This is a genomic window from Bradyrhizobium hipponense, from assembly GCF_008123965.1.
Classification (GTDB): Bacteria; Pseudomonadota; Alphaproteobacteria; order Rhizobiales; family Xanthobacteraceae; genus Bradyrhizobium; species Bradyrhizobium hipponense.
Genome location: NZ_VSTH01000055.1, coordinates 1 through 19,745, shown reverse-complemented (window position 1 = coordinate 19,745; position 19,745 = coordinate 1). Strand labels below are relative to the sequence as shown.

The following is a 19,745-nucleotide window of genomic DNA, read 5'->3' as shown; positions in this document are numbered from 1 at the left end:
GCCCGTTGCTTTGGGGTTGCGCGAGCCCGAGAAACGCCCTTTAACCCGCGAAACATCCCCTCAATCGAGGTCCGAGCCCATGCCCCGTCGCCTGATTTCCACCGGCTCCCCGTTCGAGAAGACCGCCGGTTACAGCCGCGCTGTGATCGACGGCGAGTTCGCCTTCGTCGCGGGAACCACCGGCTACGACTACACCACGATGACGATGCCGGCCGATGTCACCAGCCAGTCACGCAACTGCTTCAAGACCATCGAAGCCGCCCTGAAGGAGGGCGGATTCGAGATGGCCGATATCGTCCGCGTGACCTACTACCTCACCGACATCAAGGACGCGGACGCCCACTTCGCTGTTTGCGGCGAAATCCTCGGCGACATCCGGCCGGCCGCAACGCTCGTCGCCGTCTCAGCGCTCTACAAGCCCGAGATGAAGGTCGAGATCGAAGTGACCGCCAAGCGCCGCCGCGCCTGATCCACCCCTCACCCTTTGTCTGCCCGCACTTTCCGGAGAATCCATCCCATGAGCCCCGCCTCGCAGATCTACGCGAAGATCACCGGTCCCATTGTCATGGTCGGCTTCGGCTCCATCGGCAAAGGTACGTTGCCGTTGATCGAGCGGCATCTCGATTACGACAAGTCGCGCATCACCGTGATCGACCCGAAGGACGAGGGCCGCAAAGCACATTGCGAGAAGCACAATGTCAGATTCATCCAGAAGGGCGTGACCAGGGACAATTATCGCGAGTTGCTGACCCCGCTGCTCACCGAAGGCGGCGGCCAGGGTTTTTGCGTCAATCTCTCGGTCGATACCGGCTCGACCGACATCATGGAGCTCTGCAACGAACTCGGTGCTCTCTATATCGACACCGTCAACGAGCCCTGGCTCGGTTTCTATTTCGATGCTTCGAAGGGCCCGGAAGCGCGCTCCAACTACGCCCTGCGCGAAGCGACGCTGGCCGCCAAGAAGGCGCGCCCCGCCGGCTCGACGACGGCCGTCTCCTGCTGTGGCGCCAATCCCGGCATGGTCTCCTTCTTCGTCAAGCAGGCGCTACTCAATGTCGCCGCTGATCTTAAGCTCAATGCCCCCAAGCCGAAGACCAGAGCCGAATGGGCGGACTTGATGCGGCAGGCTGGTATCAAGGGCATCCACATCGCCGAACGCGACACCCAGCGCTCCAAGTCCCCGAAAGAGCCGGACGTCTTCGTGAACACCTGGTCGGTGGAAGGTTTCCTGTCGGAAGGCGTGCAGCCGTCCGAACTCGGTTGGGGCACCCATGAAAAATGGATGCCCGAGAATGCGCGTACCCACGAAGCCGGCTGCGGCGCCGCCATCTATCTGATGCAGCCCGGCGCCAATACGCGCGTGCGCACCTGGTGCCCGACTCGCGGCGCGCAATATGGCTTCCTCGTCACCCACAACGAGTCGATCTCGATCGCCGATTATTTCACGGTGCGCGACGCATCGGGCACGGCGGTCTATCGGCCGACCTGCCACTATGCCTATCATCCGGCTGACGATGCCGTGCTGTCGCTGCATGAAATGTTCGGCCGCGCAGCGAAGATGCAGGAAAAGCACCACATTCTCGACGAGAACGAAATCGTCGATGGCATCGACGAGCTCGGCGTGCTGCTGTTCGGCCATGACAACAATGCCTACTGGTACGGCTCGCAGCTCTCCATCGAAGAGACCCGCAAGCTCGCGCCCTATCAGAATGCCACCGGCCTGCAAGTGACCTCTGCCGTGCTCGGCGGCATGGTGTGGGCGCTGGAAAACCCGAACGAAGGCATCGTCGAAGCAGACGAGATGGATTTCGATCGTCTGCTGGAAATCCAGTTGCCGTATCTCGGCCCGGTGAACGGTTTCTACACCGACTGGACGCCGCTGACGGATCGTCCGGGACTGTTTCCGGAGGATATCGACACCAGCGATCCCTGGCAGTTCCGGAATGTTCTGGTGCGCTGAGGACTGATCGTCATGCCCGGGCTTGTCCGGGCATCCACGAACTTTCTTCGTGCAGCTCCAAGAACGTGGATGGCCGGGACAAGCCCGGCCATGACGCTGCAACGACCAGGTCGCTACTTCTCCTTAATTGGCGGCGCGATCTTCTCGGCCGGTGCCGGCGGCAATGCTGGTTTAGCCGCGCCCGCTGTGCCTTGGGTCTGCGGTTCGGGGCGCGCGGGTTCGGGCGCCGGCGTGGTCGGCCGTTCGCCGCCGGGCTTGGATTCCGCGGGCGTCTTGCTCTGATCGTCGGAGGGCGTGCCCTGGAGCGGCGGCGTCGCTTGCGCCGTCTGCATCCGGCTCTCGGCACGGATCTGCGCCAACGACAGGCCCGACACCACGACGCCAACCACAAACAGCGAGCAGGCGATCAGCAGGTCTCGTGTCAGTGTGCCCTTGTGGTCTTTGCCGGTCATGTCGATCACCGCTTTTGTCCGCGGGATCAACGAATTGGCGCGACAGCGGTTCCTTGCTGGACAAATCGGGAACCGCACTCGCGCCAAAACGCCGCGCTCAGTCGGAAGTGCTGACTTCCCAGGTGGCGTGGCGGACGCCGGGCAGGTGTTGCAGATCGGTCGCCACCGCGTTGAGCTCGTTCGGATCGACCGCGGTCGCGACCAGCTTTGCGACGATCTCGATCAGGTCATCCCCGGTCTCGACCACGTCGATATCGGCCACCGGATATTTTGCACCCTCGAGCTTGTCGACGAGCCGGTCGCGCATGTCGGGCAGAGCATCTGCCGCAACCGCGAGCTTGAAATAGTACGTCGCCTCCGATGCCTTCTCGTTCAGCGGGATGCGGTTGATGGCGTTGACCAGCGGACGCAGCATGGTGTTGCCGGCGATGACGAACACGGTCAGCGCAGCCGCCTGCGCGATCATGTCGGCACCGGCGCAGGAGCCGACTGCGGCCGACGCCCACAGCGTCGCCGCGGTGTTGAGCCCGCGCACGTCCATGCCCTGCTTCATGATGACGCCGGCGCCGAGAAAGCCGATGCCGGAGACGACGTAGGAGATCACCCGCACCGCGCCGTCCGCGGCGGTCAGATGCATGGCGAGATCGACGAAGGCGGCGGCACCGACCGCAACCAGCACGTTGGTGCGCAGGCCCGCAGTGCGCTGCCGGTATTGCCGCTCGGCGCCGATCAGCGTGCCCAGCACGAAGGCCGTGAACAGGCTGACCAGCGTGTCGAGAAAATCAGCAATCTGGAAGGTCGTCAGAAACCGCATGGCCCCCTATACGGTCAGAACGATGACAGATCAAAGCTCCAGAAGCCCGCCGTCCCCATTTTCATCCGCGAACGCGAGCAGCGTACCTTTGGCGTTCCAGGCGAGCGCGGCCACGGGCGGCGTGCCGTTGCGGCGGACGAGGATCTCGGCGCCGTCCTCCAGCCGCACCATCAGCACGGTGCCGTCGCTGTAGCCGGCGGCGAAGATGTCGTTCTTGGGGTGGCAGGCGACCACCGACACGCGCGCCTGGAGCGGCGCGAGCATCGCGGGCTCCTTGCCCATCGGGCCATCCTTGCTGGCGAACGGCCACAGGATGACAGTGTCGGCGCCCGAGGTCGCCAGCGCCTTGCCGCCCGCGCTCCAGGACATCGAGCGGACGCGGCCGGGATAGCCGGTCATGCGCATGTGCCTGTTGTCGGCAAGCCGCCAGCCGTGCAGCGCCGCCTCATGCATCGTGGTGACCAGGAATTTGTTGTCCGGGCTGAAGGTGACGCCGAGATGCGAGCCGGCCCAGGGCAGGAATTCGGCCGTGGCCGCCATGTTCGGAAACCACAGCGTCGCGCCGTTGTAATGCGCGATCGCAAGCCGCAGGCCCTTCGGCGCGAACGCAAGCCCGCCGACGGTCGAGGGCACCTCGATCGATTTCTCTTCCTGCTTGCCGCTCTTGACGAAGGCGAACTTTCCGGCCGACCAGGCGAAGGCGCCGTCCGGGTGCAGCGCCACCGCATCGATCCAGCGCCGCTTCGGGTCGGTGGCAAGCAGCGTCACCTCGCCCTTGGCATCGAGCGAGACAACCTTGCCGTCGTCGCCGCCCATGACGAGGCGCTTGCCGTCGCACGCGGCCGAGAGAATGCCGCCGCTATGCACGGCGACCTTGCTGATCTCGCCCTTGGCATCGACGAAAGCGACATTCTCCTCACCGCCGACAAAGACGGCGCGGTCGCCGAGGAAATGCGCTGAGATCACGCCTATGCCGAGCGCGACCGGCTTGACGCGGTCGGTGACGGAAACGATCGAGGCTGAATCGGGAGCCGGCGTAAACTCTTTCATCACGAGACGATGCAGCTCTCGAAGCCCGTGCGAATAGCCTCTTCCGGCAATTCGCGGCCGATGAAGACGAGGCGGCTCTCGCGCCGCTCGCCGTCGTTCCATTTCCGCTGATGATTGCCCTCCAGCATCATGTGGACGCCCTGGAAGACGTAGCGGTCGTCATCGTCGTGGAAGGCGAGGATGCCTTTGGAGCGCAGGATCTTCCCGCCCTCGACCTGCACCAGGTTCTGGAGCCAGGGCATAAACACGTTCGGATCGAGCGGCTTGTCGGTCTTGAGCGACAGCGACTGCATGTCCTCGTCGTGATAGTGTTTCAGGCCGTGGCCGTGATCATGATGATGGTCATGGCCGTCATGGTGGTGGTCATGATCGTGGTCGTGATCGTCGGCATTCAGGAAGTCCGGCTCGATATCGAGGATGCGATCGAGGTCGAATGCGCCGCGATCGAGCACGTCAGCCAACGCCACCGAGCAGCGCTCGGCGCGATGCAGTTTCGCATAAGGATTGATGGCGCGGATCCGGGCCTCGACCTCGGCAAGTTCGCCCTTGGTGACGAGATCGGTCTTGTTCAGGACGATGACGTCGGCGAAGGCGATCTGGTTCTTGGCCTCTGGCGCATCCTTGAGCCGGTCGGACAGCCATTTGGCGTCGGCAACCGTCACCACCGCATCGAGCCGGGCGTTCTTCTGCACGTCCTCGTCGACGAAGAAGGTCTGGGCCACCGGCGCCGGATCGGCAAGCCCCGTGGTCTCGACGATGATCGCGTCGAACTTGCCTTTGCGCTTCATGAGCCCGTCCATGATACGCACGAGGTCGCCGCGCACGGTGCAGCAGATGCAGCCATTGTTCATCTCGAACACTTCCTCATCGGCGCCGATGATGAGGTCGTTGTCGATGCCGATCTCGCCGAATTCGTTGACGATGACGGCGTACTTCTTGCCGTGGTTTTCCGACAGGATGCGGTTCAAAAGCGTGGTCTTGCCGGCACCGAGATAGCCGGTGAGGACGGTCACGGGAATTTTTTGAGAGGTCGCTTCAGACATAACAACTCCGGACTTCGGGCTTTTGCGCGACGCGAGGCGGGGTGGCCCCCTGCCCTAATGGTCAAGCGCGCTGGTCAGCGCCTTTATATTGTGCCTGACCATGTCAATGTAAGTGGGTGCGGACCCCTTTTCGCCGGTCAAACCGTCCGAAATCAGGGTCCCGCCGACCTTTGAGCCGGTCTCGGCGGCGATCCGGCGGATCAGCCGGTCATCGCTGATATTCTCCAGGAATACCGCCGGGATTTTTTGGGCCTTGATCTGGCCGATGATCGCAGCAATATCGCGGGCGCTGGGCTCGGTTTCGGTGGAGACCCCCAAGGGCGCGATGAACCGGACGCCGTATTCGGCGGCGAAATAGCCGAAGGCGTTGTGGGTGGAGATCACCTTGCGCCGCTCCGGCGGGATTTTTGCCACCGCCTCACGCACCTCGCGGTCGAGCGTTTCGAGCTTTTCCAGATAGGCTTTTGCCTCGGCACGGAAGAAGTCCGCATCGTCCGGGTCGGCGGCGGCCAACGCACTGGCGATGTTGGTGACGTAGGCCTTGGCGTTGGGGACCGACTGCCAGGCATGGGGATCTGCAGCCGTGCCGAGTTTCAGGGGCGCAATGCCGGTGCTTGCGGTGACGACCCTTGCCTTGCTGCCCGAGGATTGCACCAGCCGCGGCAGCCAGCCTTCGAGGCCGAGCCCATTGACGATCACGAGCTTTGCGTCGGCGATCCGCTTCGCGTCGCCAGGCGCCGGCGTGTAGACGTGGACGTCGCTGTCGGCGCCAACCAGCGTGGTGAGGCTGATGCGGTCACCGCCGACATTACGGACGAAATCCGCGAGGATCGAGAAGCTCGCGACCACGTTGAGCCGCTCGGCGGCATGCAGCGGCGAGGTGATCAGCAAGAGCACACAAAACAGGATAAGCCGCATCGCCCGTCACGCTTCCAGATGCCGGCCGGGAAACAGCTGCCTGATAACGCCGCCGACACGGCCGAACAGGACGGAGACGATGTAGAGCCCGCTCGCCACCAGAATGATCGCAGGCCCCGAGGGCACGCGGGTCTGGAACGACAGCACGAGGCCTGCATAGCCGGATACGGCGGCGACGATCACCGCGATGCAGATCATCGCCGTCAGATCACGCGACCAGAATCGCGCGATGCCGGCCGGCAGGATCATCAGGCCGACCGCGAGCAAAGTGCCGAGCGCCTGAAAGCCGTTGACCAGATTGATCACGACGAGCGCGAGGAAGGCGAGATGCGCGGGCCCCCCGGCGCGGCTGACGGTGCGCAGGAACAAGGGATCGACACTCTCGATCACCAGCGGGCGGTAGATCATGGCCAGCACCAGCAGCGTCACCGTGGCGTTGAAGGCGACCACCAGCAGCGTCTGGTCGTCCATCGCCAGGATGTTGCCGAACAGCACGTGCAGCAGGTCGATGTTTGTGCCCTTGATCGAGACGATGGTGACACCCAGCGCCAGTGACGCCAGATAGAAGGTTGCAAGCGAGGCGTCCTCCTTCAGTCCGGTCGAGCGCGAAACCACACCGGCGAGGATCGCGACCGCAAAGCCGGCGATGAGGCCACCGGCCGTCATCGCGAATAGATTGAGGCCGGAGAGCAAGAAACCAACGGCCGCGCCCGGGAGGATTGCGTGCGCCATGGCGTCGCCGACGAGGCTCATCCGCCGCAGCATCAGGAACACGCCGATCGGGGCGCCGGCGAGCGACAGCGCGATCACGGCTGCGAGCGCGCGCCGCATGAATTCGAATTCGGTGAACGGGCCGATCAGCGCGTCATGAAACATCAGATGTCACGCCGCTTGCGCATCATCGGCGGCGCAGGCCGCGGCGCTGTCGTCGAACGCCTCGCACATCCGCATCGCGACCATCAGGTTTTCCGGCGTCAGAACTTCCGCCGTTGGGCCCCATGCAACCGGCCCGCGCGCCAGCACCAGCGTCTCGCTGAAATGCGTGCGCACCATCTCCAGATCGTGCAGCGCGGCCAGCACGGTGCGGCCTTCGCCATGCCAGTGCTTCACCAGCGCGAGCAGATCGATCGTGGTCTTGCTGTCGATGGCGTTGAAGGGCTCGTCAAGCACGATCAGGCTCGCGTCCTGGAGCAGAACGCGCGCGAACAGCACGCGCTGCATCTGCCCGCCGGAGAGCGTGCCGATCGGACGATTCTCGAAACCGTTGAGCCCGACGCCCGCAATCGCATGCAGGATCTTGTCGCGCGCGGTCTTGCCGATGCCGCCGGACAGGCCGGTCGCGCGCCACAGTCCGGTGGCGACGAAATCGAACACCGAGATTGGAAAGCTGCGGTCGATCTCCGCGCTCTGCGGCAGATAGGCGATATCGCGGGAGTCGAGTTCGCCGAGATGGATGCTGCCGTCGAGCGGCTTGAGGATGCCGACGATGCCGCGCAGCAGCGTCGACTTGCCGGCGCCGTTCGGGCCGATCACGGCCACCAGCGCGCCCGACGCGACCGCGCCGTTGAGATGGTGCACGGCCGGATGCCGGTCATAGCCGAGCGTAACGTTGTGGAAATGCAGTGCCGCCATGGATCACCTCATCGCCACCCAGACCATGCCCCACAGCACCGCGCAGACCGCGATCGCGGCCGAAAGGCGCGTGGCCATGGTCATGCGCAGGATCGACCAGGGCGCCGCCTGGGCCGGATGCGGAGAGGTCGCACCGTGGACATGGGCATGCACGTGGTCGTGCCCATGCGAATGGGCGTGGGAATGGTCGTGATGGTGAGCATGGGAGGCGGCGGGAACCATGCCTGAACGTTATATTATAACATTGCGCCTGTCCACGCCCGGCTCAGGGCCTGCCGATCACCATCGCGATGGCAGCGGCGACGAACGGGAACGGCACCGAGACGGCGCAGCGGAACCAGACGAACCGAGCTGGCATAAAAGGGATTTCCCACAAAATGACCCGCTGGAAGGCGAACAGCGCCCAGGCGACGACATAAGCAACCACTTGTGGCACCCCGCCGCCGGATTTCAGCGCCACTGTGCCAATGGAGAAGCCGATCACCGGGCCGCCCGGTGTGGCGGCGCCGGCGAGCACGGCGGTCGCGACCCCGAGCCAGCCGCTGTCCGGCCCGAGCCAGCCGGTGATAACCTCTTGCGGGATGATGGCGGCGATATAGCCGGAGCCGATCACTCCCAACGCAATCCGCGGCACGATGTTGATGAAGTCCATCGAGCCTTCGCGTAGCGAGGCCTTGAACACGGGAGGGCCGCGGCGAAAGGCGATCAGGCCGACGCCGAAAACCGAGCCCCACAGCAGGATGTCGATCAGAAGCGCCGCGCTCACGTCTCATCGTCCTTCGTCGCCGGCTTCGGATACATCCGGACATAGACGAAGCGGCCGAGGCTGCCTGCCAGCACCGGCAGCGGCAGCGAGATGACGATGCGCCACAGCGTGAAATCGGTGCCCATGATCGGGATTTCCCACGCCACCGCGCGGCCATAACCGATCAGGGTCCAGCTCACGACCATGGCAATGGTGGCGCCGAAATCGGCGCCGACTGCGAGCAGCGCGCTCGCCACGGGATAGGCGGTGAAGGGTCCACCGGGCAGGATCGCGCCGAAGGCGGTGCCGATCAAAAGCCCCTTCAGCCCGGACTTCGGCCCGAGTGAGCGCGAGACTTTCTCGTGCGGCAGGATTTCCGAGATGAACGCGCCGAGCAGACAGCCCGCCAGCACGCGCGGCAGGATGCCGCCGAACAGCGACAGATCGTGGGTGAGTATCTCCAGCACACCGTCGGTGCCGTCGCGCCGCCAGACCAGCGCCGCACTGACCGCAACCAACGCGGCGATGACCAGTGTCGACCAGCCGATCGGCTTGCGCACACGCCCAGGCCGCGGCTCGGACTCGGCGTCCGCGGCAGGCGCCGGGTCTTTCGAAAAGGGTTCTGACAACGGGGCTTGAATCGGAGGGAAGGGATGCCAGCCTTGATTAAGGAGGCCCTGCCCCCGATGCAAACGGAACCATGACAGGGCCCATGCGCGCCTTGCGCAGGGCTATGCAGGGGCTGGAGAATGCGCAGCAAAAAGGCGGCCGCGCATGCGACCGCCTTTTCGATACCTTTCACCGGCATTCCAGGACGACGCGAAGCGTCGACCCGGAATGATCGATCGGCTTAGCTTACGCCTTGTCGAACAGGGACTCGACGTATTCCCAGTTCACGAGGTTCTCGACGAACGCCTTCAGATAGTCCGGACGGCGGTTGCGATAGTCGATGTAGTAGGAGTGCTCCCAGACGTCGCAGCCGAGGATCGGGGTGGCGCCATGCACCAGCGGATTCTCGCCGTTGGGGGTCTTGGAGATCTCGAGCTTGCCGTTCTTGACCTGGAGCCAGCACCAGCCGGAGCCGAACTGGCCGACGCCGGCCGCCTGGAAGTCCGTCTTGAACTTCTCGAAGCCGCCGAGGTCCTCGTTGATCTTCTTTTCGAGCTTGCCCGGCAGCTTGGTGCCGCCGCCATTGGGCTTCATCCAGCTCCAGAAGTGAATGTGGTTGTAGTGCTGGCCGGCATTGTTGAACACGGCAGGGTTCTTGCCGAACGAGCCCTTGACGATCTCCTCAAGGGATTTGCTTTCCCATTCGGTCCCCTTGAGCGCGTTGTTGCCGTTGGTGACATAGGCCTGATGATGCTTGTCGTGATGATATTCCAGTGTCTCCTTCGACATGTACTGGCCGAGGGCGTCATAGGCGTAAGGGAGTGGGGGCAGCGTGAATGTCATGGTTCTTGTCCGCAACTGGTGGGGAACGTGTTCTAACGGTCACCCCTTATAGAAGGTTCCTCGGCCGTTAAATACCGCCAATTTGCGAAAAGGCGTGATGCGAGGCATGGCCGGATTGCATAAAATCGTCGCAACGATGTCGGGGCGTTTGAACGAGGCCGCAAAATATCATTGCCTTTGAAGCGCTTATGACAGAACAAAACGCGCCACGCAGCCGAGACGCGAAAGACAGGCCATGAGCATCGAGATCGACATTCTGAACGGCGACGCCGCGTGGCCGATTGCGGAGCCGTTGCACCAGGCGGTCTTTGGGCCGCACATCGTGGAGAAGCTGCCTTGGGGGCACGTCAAATGGGATAACGCCCATCTCCGCGTGCTGATCGAGACGCCCGAGGACGGCCTCGTCTGCCATGTCGGCATCTACTTCCGCACCATCAGCTGGAACGGGCGCAATGTCCATGTCGGCGGCATCGGCGGGGTCTGCACCCGCGAAGATCAGCGCGGACGCGGCTATGCGACCATGGCGATCGGCGCAGCCGTGCACACCATGAGGGCCAACGAGGCGGTGCGCTTCGCGCTCCTGTTCTGCGAGCCGCATAATGTGGCATTTTACGAAGCCCGCAACTGGCACGCCTTCACTGGCGAGGTCTATTGCGAGCAGCCGGAGGGACGGATCCGGTTCGACCACATGGCTCCCTTCGTGTTCGACATCGTGCGCGCACCGCGCCAGGGCACCATCGACCTATGCGGCCTGCCCTGGTGAGCCCTGCGTGAGGTGAGGGCTGGCGCAAGGGCTCCCTTGCCCTATAATATGTCGATCATCATCCAATACTCCGCCCGGTGACACATGACGATCGACGCCTCCCTGGACGCCGCGCCCCTCCGTGCACCGGTCGCCTCCCCCATCGCCAGCCTGCTGACGGCGCCGATCCTGCCGACGCTGCTGCGGCTGGCGCTTCCCAACATGATCGCGATGGTCGGCAGCACGCTGGTTGCGATCGCCGAGACCTCCTATATCGGCCGGCTCGGCACCGTGCCGCTGGCCGCAATCGCGCTGGTATTTCCGTTCGCGATGCTGACGCAGATGATGAGCGCGGGCGCGATGGGCGGCGGCGTTTCGTCCGCGATCAGCCGCGCGCTCGGCGCGGGAAATCGCGACGGCGCCGCGACGCTGGCGCTGCATGCCGCCATCATCGGCCTCTGCGGCGGGCTGTTCTTCACCGCGATGATGCTCCCCTTCGGCCGCAGCTTCTTCGCGCTGCTCGGCGGCCGCGAACGCGTGCTCGACGAAGCCTGCGGCTATTCCCAGGTGCTGTTCTCCGGCGCGATCGCGATCTGGCTCGTCAACACGCTGGCCTCGGTGATTCGCGGCACCGGCGACATGCGCCTGCCCTCGATGACGCTGATCGGGGCAAGCCTGGTGCAGGTCGCGCTCGGCGGCACGCTGGGGCTCGGCCTGTTCGGAGTGCCGCAATTCGGCATGCCTGGGGTCGCCGCGGGCCAACTGGTTGCGTTCAGCGGCGCCGCGGTCTTCCTGCTGTGGTATCTGCTGTCCGGCCGCAGCCGGCTGCCGCTGAATGTCCGCGCGTTCCATTTCGAGCGCGCAATGTTTTTCGACATTCTCAAGGTCGGCGCGGTCGCCTGCCTGTCGCCGCTCCAGACCGTGCTCACGATCCTGATCTTCACCAAGATCCTGGCAACGTTCGGCACCGAGGTGCTGGCCGGCTATGGCATCGGCTCGCGGCTGGAATTTCTGCTGATTCCGATCACTTTCGCGTTCGGCATCGCGTCGGTGCCGATGGTCGGCGTGGCGATCGGCGCCGGGCACTTGCAGCGCGCGCGGCGAGTCGCCTGGACCGCAGCTGCGGCCTCCGGCCTCACTGTCGGCCTAGTCGGCCTTCTCGTCGCAATCGCTCCGTCGCTGTGGGTGTCGCTCTTCACGCGGGATCCTGGCGTCACCGCCGCCGCGTCCAGCTATTTCCATTGGGCCGGCCCGGCCTTCGTGTTCTTCGGCATCGGCGTCTCGCTGTATTTCTCCTCGCAAGGCGCGGCGCGCGTCGGCGGCCCCGTGCTCGCCTCGACCGCGCGACTTCTGATCGTGGCGATCGGCGGCGCCGGCCTCGTCATGGCACAGGCGCCGGCCTGGACCTTGTTCGCGCTGGTCGGCGGCGCCATGGTCGCGTTCGGGCTCTCGACCGCGGCCTCTGTCGCCTTCGTGCGCTGGGGCAAATGAGCGCAGAAATGTGATTCAATCGAGCGTTGCACTATCCTGACGGGCTGCTATGGAGGCGCCTCCATTCCGGGGCTCTCTCTCCATGACATTCAGATTCGCCGTCCTGACCGTTTTTCTGGCCGTGCTGTCCGGCGCACCCGCTTATGCCCAGAGCACTGACGCGAGCGGCACCTGGCTAACCCAGGCTGGCGATGCGCGCGTGAAGATCAGCAAGTGCGGCGGCGACATCTGCGGCGTCATCGTCTGGCTAAGGGAGCCTCACGACACTGCGACCGGCCAGCCGGCGACCGACAGCAAGAACCCCAATCCCGCGCTCGCCAGGCGCCCGATGATCGGATTGCCGCTGTTCAGCGGCATGCAGCCCACGGGCCCGAGCAAATGGTCCGGCCAGATCTACAATGCCGACGACGGGAGTACCTATGCGAGCAGCGTCACCGTCACGGGCGCGGATTCGCTGCGCGTCGAGGGCTGCGTCGGCGCGCTCTGCGGCGGCGAGACCTGGACGCGGGCCGGACGTTAGCTCGCCAGCATTGCCTTCAGTGCCGTCGCCGCAGAGGCATAGCCGCCTCGCGCGCCGTCGATGAAGTGCACGTGGTCGCTGCGCAGCGCCGAGGGCGTGAAGCAGGTCATCATCGCCGCGTCCTGCTGGTAGAGACCGTAGCGCACGATGCCGTCGCGCGCTGCTGCCGCGAGGCAATCGCTCAACGCGCGCGCGAGTTCGGGGGTGCAGTCCAGGATCATGCGCAGGCCGTCGTCATATTTGCGGAAGTCGGAATTTTCGACCACCTGCCGCGTATACAGCTTGGGCACGAAGCCGCCGATCTTGATGTCGAAGCGCACGATGAGATAGACGAACAACGTGTAGGCCAGCACGCCGACGCGCCGCCGCAACAGCGAGCCGCCTCGCTTCGCCCGCGCCTCGTATTCCAGCCCCTGCGGCGGCCATTTCAGCGGCGGCCCCTGCGACGGCACCGGCCGGCCGGCATCGGGGCTGCGCTCGACGCGATGGATGACATCTTCGATCACCTTCCGGAACGCTTGCGCCTCGGCGCCGCGCGCCGGCACCACCAGCACCGACAGGATCAATCCCCGCGAGGCTGGAATCTCCTCGAAACGGCAGGACAGCCCCGAAAGATCGGGCTGCGAGCCGGCGGGCGCCTCGGTGACCGCGAACTCGCCGCGCTTCATCGCCGCATCGGCCCAGCCCAGGCCACCGCCGGAGAACATCGCATAGGACAGGTTCGCCGACGGACCGAAGCGCGCGACGCGCACGTCGAGGCCCTGCGCGCGAATCGCGCTCACCGGCACCAGCGCGACGCGCATCTTCAGATCGAGATCCTCCCGCACCCAGGTCGCGGTCGCGGCCAGCGCTTCGCGGGCACGGTCGAAATCGCCCGGCGCGACCGCAAAGCTCGCGCCGTCGCCGCCGAACACGAACGGGAATTCCCGCCCCTCCAGCGCATTCGTCACCGCCGCGATCACTGCGGCGCCCGCCATGTTGACCGCCTTGTAACGCTGCGCCGCGATCGCCTTGGTCGAATCGACGATGTCGGCGACACCGATGGTCCAGTCGTCAGGCAGCGGCGAATAGAGCTTGGGATCCATCAGGCTGGTGAAGCCACGGAAGACGGGAATAGCGCCGTAGAAGGTTTCGCTTGGTGTCATCGGATGATGCCGGATGATTGGGAAGCGCGTCCGAAACAGATACGTGGCAGGATCGATCCGGGTTCGCCCGCCGGCGCGCCCGTCGTAGTCCCGATCATTGGCCGAAATAAAGGTGGACAACAAGGTCACGCCGCGCCGGATTGCCGCACTTCGTCATTGATCGGCATCAAACAGTGGCCCGGCAATCGCAGCTACGATTGGATCATTCAAACCTCTAGCGGGATGATCGAGGTGTCCGACTTCGGCAACAAGGATTCTGGCTTCCCGTTGCGCCGGCGCACGGGGCTCGACGCCGTCAGCGCGGTGAAGATGCCCGAAGGATTGACCTCGGCCGTCGACGCCTGGAAGCGCATCATCTGACCCGTTCTGATGCGATCTGCAAGCTGGTCGAAATGGGGTTGAGAGTTGCGCCCGCGGCATCGGCCGCACCCCACACGGCAACCGCATCGGACGCCACCAGGCTAGAAGAGATCGCAATGCACGAGATCGACCGGCTGCTCGATCCCGCGCTGCCGCCGGACGAACGCGAGCGCCGCATTCGCCGCCTCACCGAGGGACCGCCGGAGTTTTCACACGAACGGATTGATCTGCCGAAGCACGAACCGTGAGCGCCGATACGCGCTAGTGCAGCTTCTCGTCCTGACGCTTGCCCAGCGAGGGCGCCGATACAGCGTGGCACCCCACGAGCCGCACGAATTGCTGCGGATACATCTCATGGCCATGATCGCCGGAATTCTGATGCGTCATCGGCGGGCAGTGGACGTCGGCCGGTTTCGCGGCCGATTGCTCGATCTGGCCGCGATTGGCGATCGCGTTCGAAGCGGTCATGCTTGACATCTTCATGGGCTGCTCCCTGGCGATTGGGGCAGATCGATTGACGTAACCCAATCGATTGCGGCGCATCTTACGACCAAATCCGGGGAAATGACATTGCTCCGGATCAACTCAATTGCGGCGGCGGAGTTCCGGTTATGCCGTATTCCCTGCATCGATCGTGAACACTGTGCCGGTCACGTTGCGGCCGCCTTCGCCCAAAAGATATTCCACCATGCGCGCCACGTCGTCCGTGTCCGGCAAACGCCGCAGTGCGCTGCGGCCGGCGATGCGCTTGCGTCCCTCGTCGGAGAGATTGTGCGTGAGCTCGGTGTCGATGAAGCCCGGCGCGATCGCGTTCACGGTGACGCCGAGCTTGCCGACCTCGCGCGCGAGCGAGCGGGTGAAGCCGGTGGCGGCAGCCTTGGTCGCGCCGTAGACGGAGAGGCCGTTGTAGCCCGTGGTCGCGATGATGGAGGAGATGTTGACGATGCGACCCGCACCGTCCGCCATCATCTGCCGCGCAACGTATTTGGTGAGAATGATCGGTGACAGCACGTTGAGCTGGACCAGCGCCTCGATCTCGGAATTGTGCATGGTGGCGAGCAGGCCTTCGGTGCCGAGGCCGGCATTGTTGACGAGGCCATAGATCGCGCCGAATTCTTCGCGGACAAGCTTTGCAAAAGCCGGGATCGCATCGATCACGGCGAGATCGCAGGCGCGGAAATGCAGGCGCCCCTCCGCCTCGGCGATCGCGGCCTTGAGCTCCTCGCTCTCGCGCCGCGCCGCCGCGATCACGTTGTAGCCGGCGCCGGCCAGGCGCTTGCCGATCGCAAGGCCGATGCCGCGGCTGCCGCCGGTGACGAGGACGTTATGCATCGGTGCGCGCCAGTTTGCCGGCCGGGGTGACGTCGAGCGCCTCGACGAAGCGGACCACCGCCGGCACCTTGTGTGAAGCGAGCTGCGCGCGGCACTGCTGGACGATCTGCTCGCGGATCTCTTTCGCCCGCGCCGGATCGGTGCCGTCGGCGAGGATCACGTCGGCGACCACGATGCCGCCGGTGATCGGACTCTTCCGCGATTTCGCCCGCGACATCCGTACGTCGGGGTGACGATTGATCACCGCCTCGATTTCCTCGGGATGAACCTTCAACCCGCCGATATTGATGATGCCGCCACGGCGGCCGACGAAGTAATAGCGGTCGCCGCGCAGCTCGACCATGTCGCCACTGTCGACGAACCCGTCATCGTCGGTGAGCGCAGAGGCGTCGCGGCCGATATAGGCGTGCGCGGTGCGGCTCGAACGGATGCGGAGCGAGCCGTCGACGACCTTCATCTCGACGCCGTTGCGATTGCCGAGATAATCGGCCGGAAAGCCCTCCAGCCCGTCATTGACGGCGAAGCCGACGCCGGCCTCGGTCGAGGCATAGGCGTGGCCGATCGACGATCCCGGAAATGCCGCCTTCAAGCCGTCGAGCACCGCCTGATCCGCGATCTCGCCGGAGAGACGGACGTAACGTGGAGCGAAGTGCGCGGCCGAACCGCTCATCAACAGCTTGCGCCAATGCGAGGGCGTGCCGGAGATGTGCGAAACGCCGCGCGCATTGAGCCGCGCGACGTGATCGGCGAGCGCCTCATGCGGGTCGGACAGCACCATCGAGCCGCCGCAGAGGATGGCACGGAGGAAGATTTGCAGGCCGCCATAGCGGCGAATGTCGTAGAACGTGGCCCACACCGGCGCCGGACCGCGCGCGGAGCCTTCGGCAACGATGGCGCCGGTGAGCGCTTCCAGCGTATGCCCGGCGATCTTCGGCACGCCCGACGTGCCCGAGGTCAGCATCAGCCATTCAGTGCCGCGCTCGGTTTGAGCGGGAATGGTTGGTACGAGCGGCAATTGTGCGGTGACGACCAGCGCAACGCCGGTATCAGTCCAGCGATCCGGCTCGTCGGTGACGACGGCGTCGATTCCGGCATCGGCGATCAACGCGTCCAGATGCGCCGGGTTGAGATCCGGCGGACACAGCAGCATGCGACGGGCGATGCCGTCGAGCTCGATCATGGCAAGGCCCGACCGGAGCTGGTCGGACAGCTTCAACAGTACCGCGCGGCCCGACAACTCGCGAAGGCGGCCGCCCAGGACGGTCTGCGACAGGACATCGGTCAGCGAAACGCTCGTGTGCGCATCCGACAGGGTGCGGCCCGTCAGCTCCGCGCCGAGATGGTCGCGGAGCGCAAAGATCTCACGCGGGGACATTTTCGTAGGCCCGCACGAAATCGCCCACGGTGGCGGGGAACGCCGCGTCCTCGGAAATGGTAAAGGGATCGACGCCGGTCTCGTCCTCCAGCCGCGCGACCAGGATCGCGAAGGCGAGCGAATCGAAGCCCGTCTCGTGCAGAGACAGGTCGTCCGAAAGTTCGGGAAGCGCGACGCGCTGTTCCTTGGCGATCTGCTGGATCGCTTCAATAACCTTAGACCTTACCGACATGGCTGGCTCGCTTCTTGTTCTGTTATCGATCGTTCGTGTTGCGGCGGCTCTTGATGACCGCCTCCCATGGCCGCTTGTTTACCTGACAGAAGTAAATCGGCTCTTGGACAATTCAGATAAAATTGGACCTATCTCCGGATTTTCGTACGGCTACAGCCTCATCGACCCGTCCACGATCTGCGCATACATCTCTGCGTCCAGCGCGACATAGACGCCGGATTTCGCCTCGGCCATGAACAGCGGATCAGAGATCCCGTTCGGGTCGAAGCCCTCGCGTGCCAACTCGCCCTTCTTCTGCTTGAACGTCTCGGTTGCTTCGAGCTCGCGCGAAATGCGAACGAAGACGGGCCGCGCATAGTCCGGCAGCCGCTGCGCCAGATGCGCATGCAGCGCAGCGATATCAAAGCCCTCGTTCACCACGATCGCGCTCATGCCGGCCCGGCCGTCCGCGCCGGGAATGCCGACGCCATAGGTGGTGGCGTCGACCACACCGGTGAAATCGCGCACGGCGTCGTTGACCTCCGATGCCGCGACGTTCTCGCCCTTCCAGCGGAAGGTGTCGCCGATGCGATCGACGAAGTGGAAGAAGCCCTTGTCATCGAGCCGCATTAAATCGCCGGTACGGAACCAGGAATCGCCCTTGGCGAAGACATCGCGCAAGACCTTCTTCTCGGTCTCTCCGGCATCGGTATAGCCCTCGAAGCGGCCGCCGCCCTGATCCGCCGTGCCGATGCGGCCGATGGCCTCTCCGGCCTCCCCGCGCGCGCAGGCAATGCAAAGTCCATCTTCATTGCGCAGCGGAGCACCACTGTCAGGATTGAGCCTGACGAGGCTGGCGGGGAAGCGGTGCGCGAGCAGCGGCGGAATCCGGCCGATCGCGCCGGGCTGGCCCTCGACGTTGAACAGCGAGAAGTTGCCTTCGGTTGCGGCGTAAAATTCGAGAATGCGAGGAATGGCAAAACGTCCCTGGAAATGCTCCCAGATGTCGCCGCGCAGGCCGTTGCCACAGGCGAACCGCAGGCGATGGCGGTTCTCGTATTCCGACGGCGGCGCTTTCAGCAGATATCGGCAGAGCTCGCCGATATACTGGAACAACGTGCAATCGTGCCGCACGACGTCGTGCCAGAAATTCGACGCCGAGAATTTCTCCGCGATCACGACCGCGCCGCCGGCTGCGAGCATGCTGCACGGCGCGACGATGCCGCCGACCGAATGGAACAGCGGCAGGCAATCGTAGAGCCGGTCCTGCGGGGTCGCGCCGGTGAGGCCGGCGAACCAAAAGCCCCAATTGAGGATGCGGCGGTGACTGATGCTGGCGGCCTTGGGCAGGCCCGTGGTGCCGGACGTGTAGATCAGCAGCGCACGGTCGTCGATGGTGACGCCGCCATGCTCATCCGGCGAGAGCGGGCCGTCGTCGAGTACAGCGAGCGCGACATCGATCGCGCGCTCGCTTCGCGCATCGCCGTGGATCCAGATTTTTGCGTCCGACTTCAGATGCGGCGACGCGCCGCCCAGCGCCTCGGTCAGGCCGTGCGCGACAATAAGGTGCGACGGCTTTGCGACATCGATGCAATGGGCGAGCGAAGGCCCCACGAGTTTTGTATTGATCAGCGCCACAACGCCGCCGACGCGGCTGATACCGAGCCAGGCCGCGACGTAATCGATGCCGTTCGGCATGATCAGGCCGATAGTGTCGCCCTTGGCGACGCCGACCGAGCGCGCCCAGCGTGCATAGCGGTTGATGCGCTTCGACAGGCCTTCATAGTCAAGGCTTGCGTCGTCGGTGACCAGCGCAGCGCGATCGGGTTGGCGCCGCGCCCAGTCGTCGACGACGTCGGCGAACAGCCGGCCCGGCAATGTCTCGATCCGCGCGGTGAGCTCGATCGCCTTCAGCCAAATTCTTGAAGCCGACGGCGCGCGCACAGCTTTCGGTTGTTCGATGACGCCGGTGATCATGCCGTACATTCTCTCGGAACGTGTCTGCTGGTCCCGGCAGTTTAGCTCCGTGCGCCCTGCCCAGATGTTAAGAGACAAGGTAAAACTCGGTTAGCTCCCGATTAACTCTAGACATCCTTTACCAAGCCGACGGGAACGGCGTGCGGTGCGACCCCCGCATCGCCGAACTCGGCGCGATCCCGCTACACGGCAATGAAAACGCGTTCGCAGCATCCTTACCGCGGAGCGCTGGCGCAAAGGTCATGGAGCTGTCGGAGGTCAAGTAGGAATAGCGCGTGGCATCTGCTCGCAAGGCGGACCGATGCCCCGGGGACGATCGCCCGGCGCTAGCCACTTCCTTGGCACCAGCGCGGCGGCGATGCGTTCACGGGATAATAGGGATTGAGATCGCAGGTCGCGGCGCGGCCGCCAGCCGTGGAGCGGCACTGCGGCAGCGAGATGAAGGAGCCGTCGTACCACTCCCCGCCGCCACCGATCGAGCCGGAATAGACGGTATGCAGACGGGATAGTCCTCCGTGAAGAATTC

General features: G+C 64.6%; 23 protein-coding genes and 1 pseudogene. 6 read left to right on the top strand and 18 right to left on the bottom strand.

Annotated features, from left to right (window positions below):
- The first annotated feature begins 79 nt into the window (after positions 1–79).
- Together FXV83_RS17670 and FXV83_RS17665 are read left to right on the top strand one after the other, a co-directional pair.
- The gene (locus FXV83_RS17670) at positions 80–469 is read left to right on the top strand and encodes a RidA family protein (RefSeq protein ID WP_148740678.1); all 390 of its coding nucleotides are present in this window, start codon (positions 80–82) and stop codon (positions 467–469) included.
- 48 nt (positions 470–517) lie between these two features.
- Positions 518–1,960: a homospermidine synthase gene (locus FXV83_RS17665; protein ID WP_148740677.1), complete on the top strand. Its 1,443-nt coding sequence runs from the start codon at positions 518–520 to the stop codon at positions 1,958–1,960.
- Between the two features lie 113 nt (positions 1,961–2,073).
- Here the strand turns inward: FXV83_RS17665 and FXV83_RS42810 are convergent, their stop codons facing one another.
- From FXV83_RS42810 to FXV83_RS17610, 11 genes are all read right to left on the bottom strand, one after another.
- Positions 2,074–2,412 carry a hypothetical protein gene (locus tag FXV83_RS42810; protein WP_187435977.1) on the bottom strand — a complete coding sequence of 113 codons (339 nt, stop codon included), beginning with the start codon at positions 2,410–2,412 and terminating at the stop codon, positions 2,074–2,076.
- Positions 2,413–2,509: 97 nt separating this feature from the next.
- Positions 2,510–3,226, bottom strand: coding sequence for an MgtC/SapB family protein (locus FXV83_RS17655; protein ID WP_148740676.1), 717 nt, complete (start codon positions 3,224–3,226; stop codon positions 2,510–2,512).
- A 30-nt stretch (positions 3,227–3,256) separates the two neighbouring features.
- Positions 3,257–4,276, bottom strand: coding sequence for a WD40 repeat domain-containing protein (locus FXV83_RS17650; protein ID WP_187435983.1), 1,020 nt, complete (start codon positions 4,274–4,276; stop codon positions 3,257–3,259).
- Positions 4,276–5,319 carry a CobW family GTP-binding protein gene (locus FXV83_RS17645; protein WP_148740674.1) on the bottom strand — a complete coding sequence of 348 codons (1,044 nt, stop codon included), beginning with the start codon at positions 5,317–5,319 and terminating at the stop codon, positions 4,276–4,278. Before FXV83_RS17645 ends, FXV83_RS17650 begins: the two co-directional genes overlap by 1 nt.
- 54 nt (positions 5,320–5,373) lie before the next feature.
- Positions 5,374–6,237, bottom strand: coding sequence for a metal ABC transporter solute-binding protein, Zn/Mn family (locus FXV83_RS17640; RefSeq protein WP_148740673.1), 864 nt, complete (start codon positions 6,235–6,237; stop codon positions 5,374–5,376).
- 6 nt (positions 6,238–6,243) lie between these two features.
- Positions 6,244–7,113, bottom strand: coding sequence for a metal ABC transporter permease (locus tag FXV83_RS17635; RefSeq protein ID WP_148740672.1), 870 nt, complete (start codon positions 7,111–7,113; stop codon positions 6,244–6,246).
- 6 nt (positions 7,114–7,119) lie between these two features.
- A complete protein-coding gene (locus tag FXV83_RS17630) occupies positions 7,120–7,869 on the bottom strand; it encodes a metal ABC transporter ATP-binding protein (RefSeq protein WP_148740671.1) in 750 nt (249 codons plus the stop codon).
- A gap of 3 nt (positions 7,870–7,872) precedes the next feature.
- On the bottom strand, positions 7,873–8,091 hold the full coding sequence (locus FXV83_RS17625) for a hypothetical protein (protein WP_148740670.1): 219 nt from the start codon (positions 8,089–8,091) through the stop codon (positions 7,873–7,875).
- Positions 8,092–8,134: 43 nt separating this feature from the next.
- Positions 8,135–8,635 (bottom strand): hypothetical protein, encoded by a 501-nt coding sequence (locus tag FXV83_RS17620; RefSeq protein WP_148740669.1) that lies wholly within the window; start codon positions 8,633–8,635, stop codon positions 8,135–8,137.
- Positions 8,632–9,243 (bottom strand): permease, encoded by a 612-nt coding sequence (locus FXV83_RS17615; RefSeq protein WP_148740668.1) that lies wholly within the window; start codon positions 9,241–9,243, stop codon positions 8,632–8,634. Before FXV83_RS17615 ends, FXV83_RS17620 begins: the two co-directional genes overlap by 4 nt.
- 226 nt (positions 9,244–9,469) lie before the next feature.
- Positions 9,470–10,066: a superoxide dismutase gene (locus FXV83_RS17610; protein WP_148740667.1), complete on the bottom strand. Its 597-nt coding sequence runs from the start codon at positions 10,064–10,066 to the stop codon at positions 9,470–9,472.
- Positions 10,067–10,301: 235 nt separating this feature from the next.
- Between FXV83_RS17610 and FXV83_RS17605 the strand changes: the two genes are divergently transcribed.
- The 3 genes from FXV83_RS17605 (at position 10,302) to FXV83_RS17595 (ending at position 12,819) form a co-directional block, all read left to right on the top strand.
- Positions 10,302–10,829 (top strand): GNAT family N-acetyltransferase, encoded by a 528-nt coding sequence (locus FXV83_RS17605; RefSeq protein WP_148740666.1) that lies wholly within the window; start codon positions 10,302–10,304, stop codon positions 10,827–10,829.
- Between the two features lie 84 nt (positions 10,830–10,913).
- Complete coding sequence (locus FXV83_RS17600) at positions 10,914–12,299, top strand: MATE family efflux transporter (protein ID WP_148740665.1); 1,386 nt, start codon at positions 10,914–10,916, stop codon at positions 12,297–12,299.
- 82 nt (positions 12,300–12,381) lie between these two features.
- Complete coding sequence (locus tag FXV83_RS17595; RefSeq protein WP_148740664.1) at positions 12,382–12,819, top strand: DUF2147 domain-containing protein; 438 nt, start codon at positions 12,382–12,384, stop codon at positions 12,817–12,819.
- Here the strand turns inward: FXV83_RS17595 and FXV83_RS17590 are convergent.
- Positions 12,816–13,964 (bottom strand): DUF3095 domain-containing protein, encoded by a 1,149-nt coding sequence (locus tag FXV83_RS17590; protein ID WP_148740663.1) that lies wholly within the window; start codon positions 13,962–13,964, stop codon positions 12,816–12,818. The genes FXV83_RS17595 and FXV83_RS17590 overlap by 4 nt on opposite strands.
- A gap of 222 nt (positions 13,965–14,186) precedes the next feature.
- Between FXV83_RS17590 and FXV83_RS17580 the strand changes: the two are divergent.
- Positions 14,187–14,572, top strand: a pseudogene (locus FXV83_RS17580) (hypothetical protein).
- 13 nt (positions 14,573–14,585) lie between these two features.
- Here the strand turns inward: FXV83_RS17580 and FXV83_RS17575 are convergent.
- From FXV83_RS17575 to FXV83_RS17550, 6 genes are all read right to left on the bottom strand, one after another.
- Positions 14,586–14,807 carry a hypothetical protein gene (locus tag FXV83_RS17575; protein ID WP_187435976.1) on the bottom strand — a complete coding sequence of 74 codons (222 nt, stop codon included), beginning with the start codon at positions 14,805–14,807 and terminating at the stop codon, positions 14,586–14,588.
- A 126-nt stretch (positions 14,808–14,933) separates the two neighbouring features.
- Positions 14,934–15,656, bottom strand: a complete 723-nt coding sequence (locus FXV83_RS17570) for an SDR family NAD(P)-dependent oxidoreductase (protein WP_148740662.1) — start codon at positions 15,654–15,656, stop codon at positions 14,934–14,936.
- The gene (locus tag FXV83_RS17565; protein ID WP_187435975.1) at positions 15,649–17,031 is read right to left on the bottom strand and encodes a class I adenylate-forming enzyme family protein; all 1,383 of its coding nucleotides are present in this window, start codon (positions 17,029–17,031) and stop codon (positions 15,649–15,651) included. Before FXV83_RS17565 ends, FXV83_RS17570 begins: the two co-directional genes overlap by 8 nt.
- Positions 17,018–17,263, bottom strand: coding sequence for an acyl carrier protein (locus FXV83_RS17560; protein ID WP_148740661.1), 246 nt, complete (start codon positions 17,261–17,263; stop codon positions 17,018–17,020). Before FXV83_RS17560 ends, FXV83_RS17565 begins: the two co-directional genes overlap by 14 nt.
- A 150-nt stretch (positions 17,264–17,413) precedes the next feature.
- Positions 17,414–19,228 (bottom strand): long-chain-acyl-CoA synthetase, encoded by a 1,815-nt coding sequence (locus FXV83_RS17555; protein ID WP_148740660.1) that lies wholly within the window; start codon positions 19,226–19,228, stop codon positions 17,414–17,416.
- Between the two features lie 317 nt (positions 19,229–19,545).
- A partial coding sequence (locus tag FXV83_RS17550; RefSeq protein WP_430648938.1) for a DUF3551 domain-containing protein occupies positions 19,546–19,745 on the bottom strand: 200 nt, incomplete at its 5' end.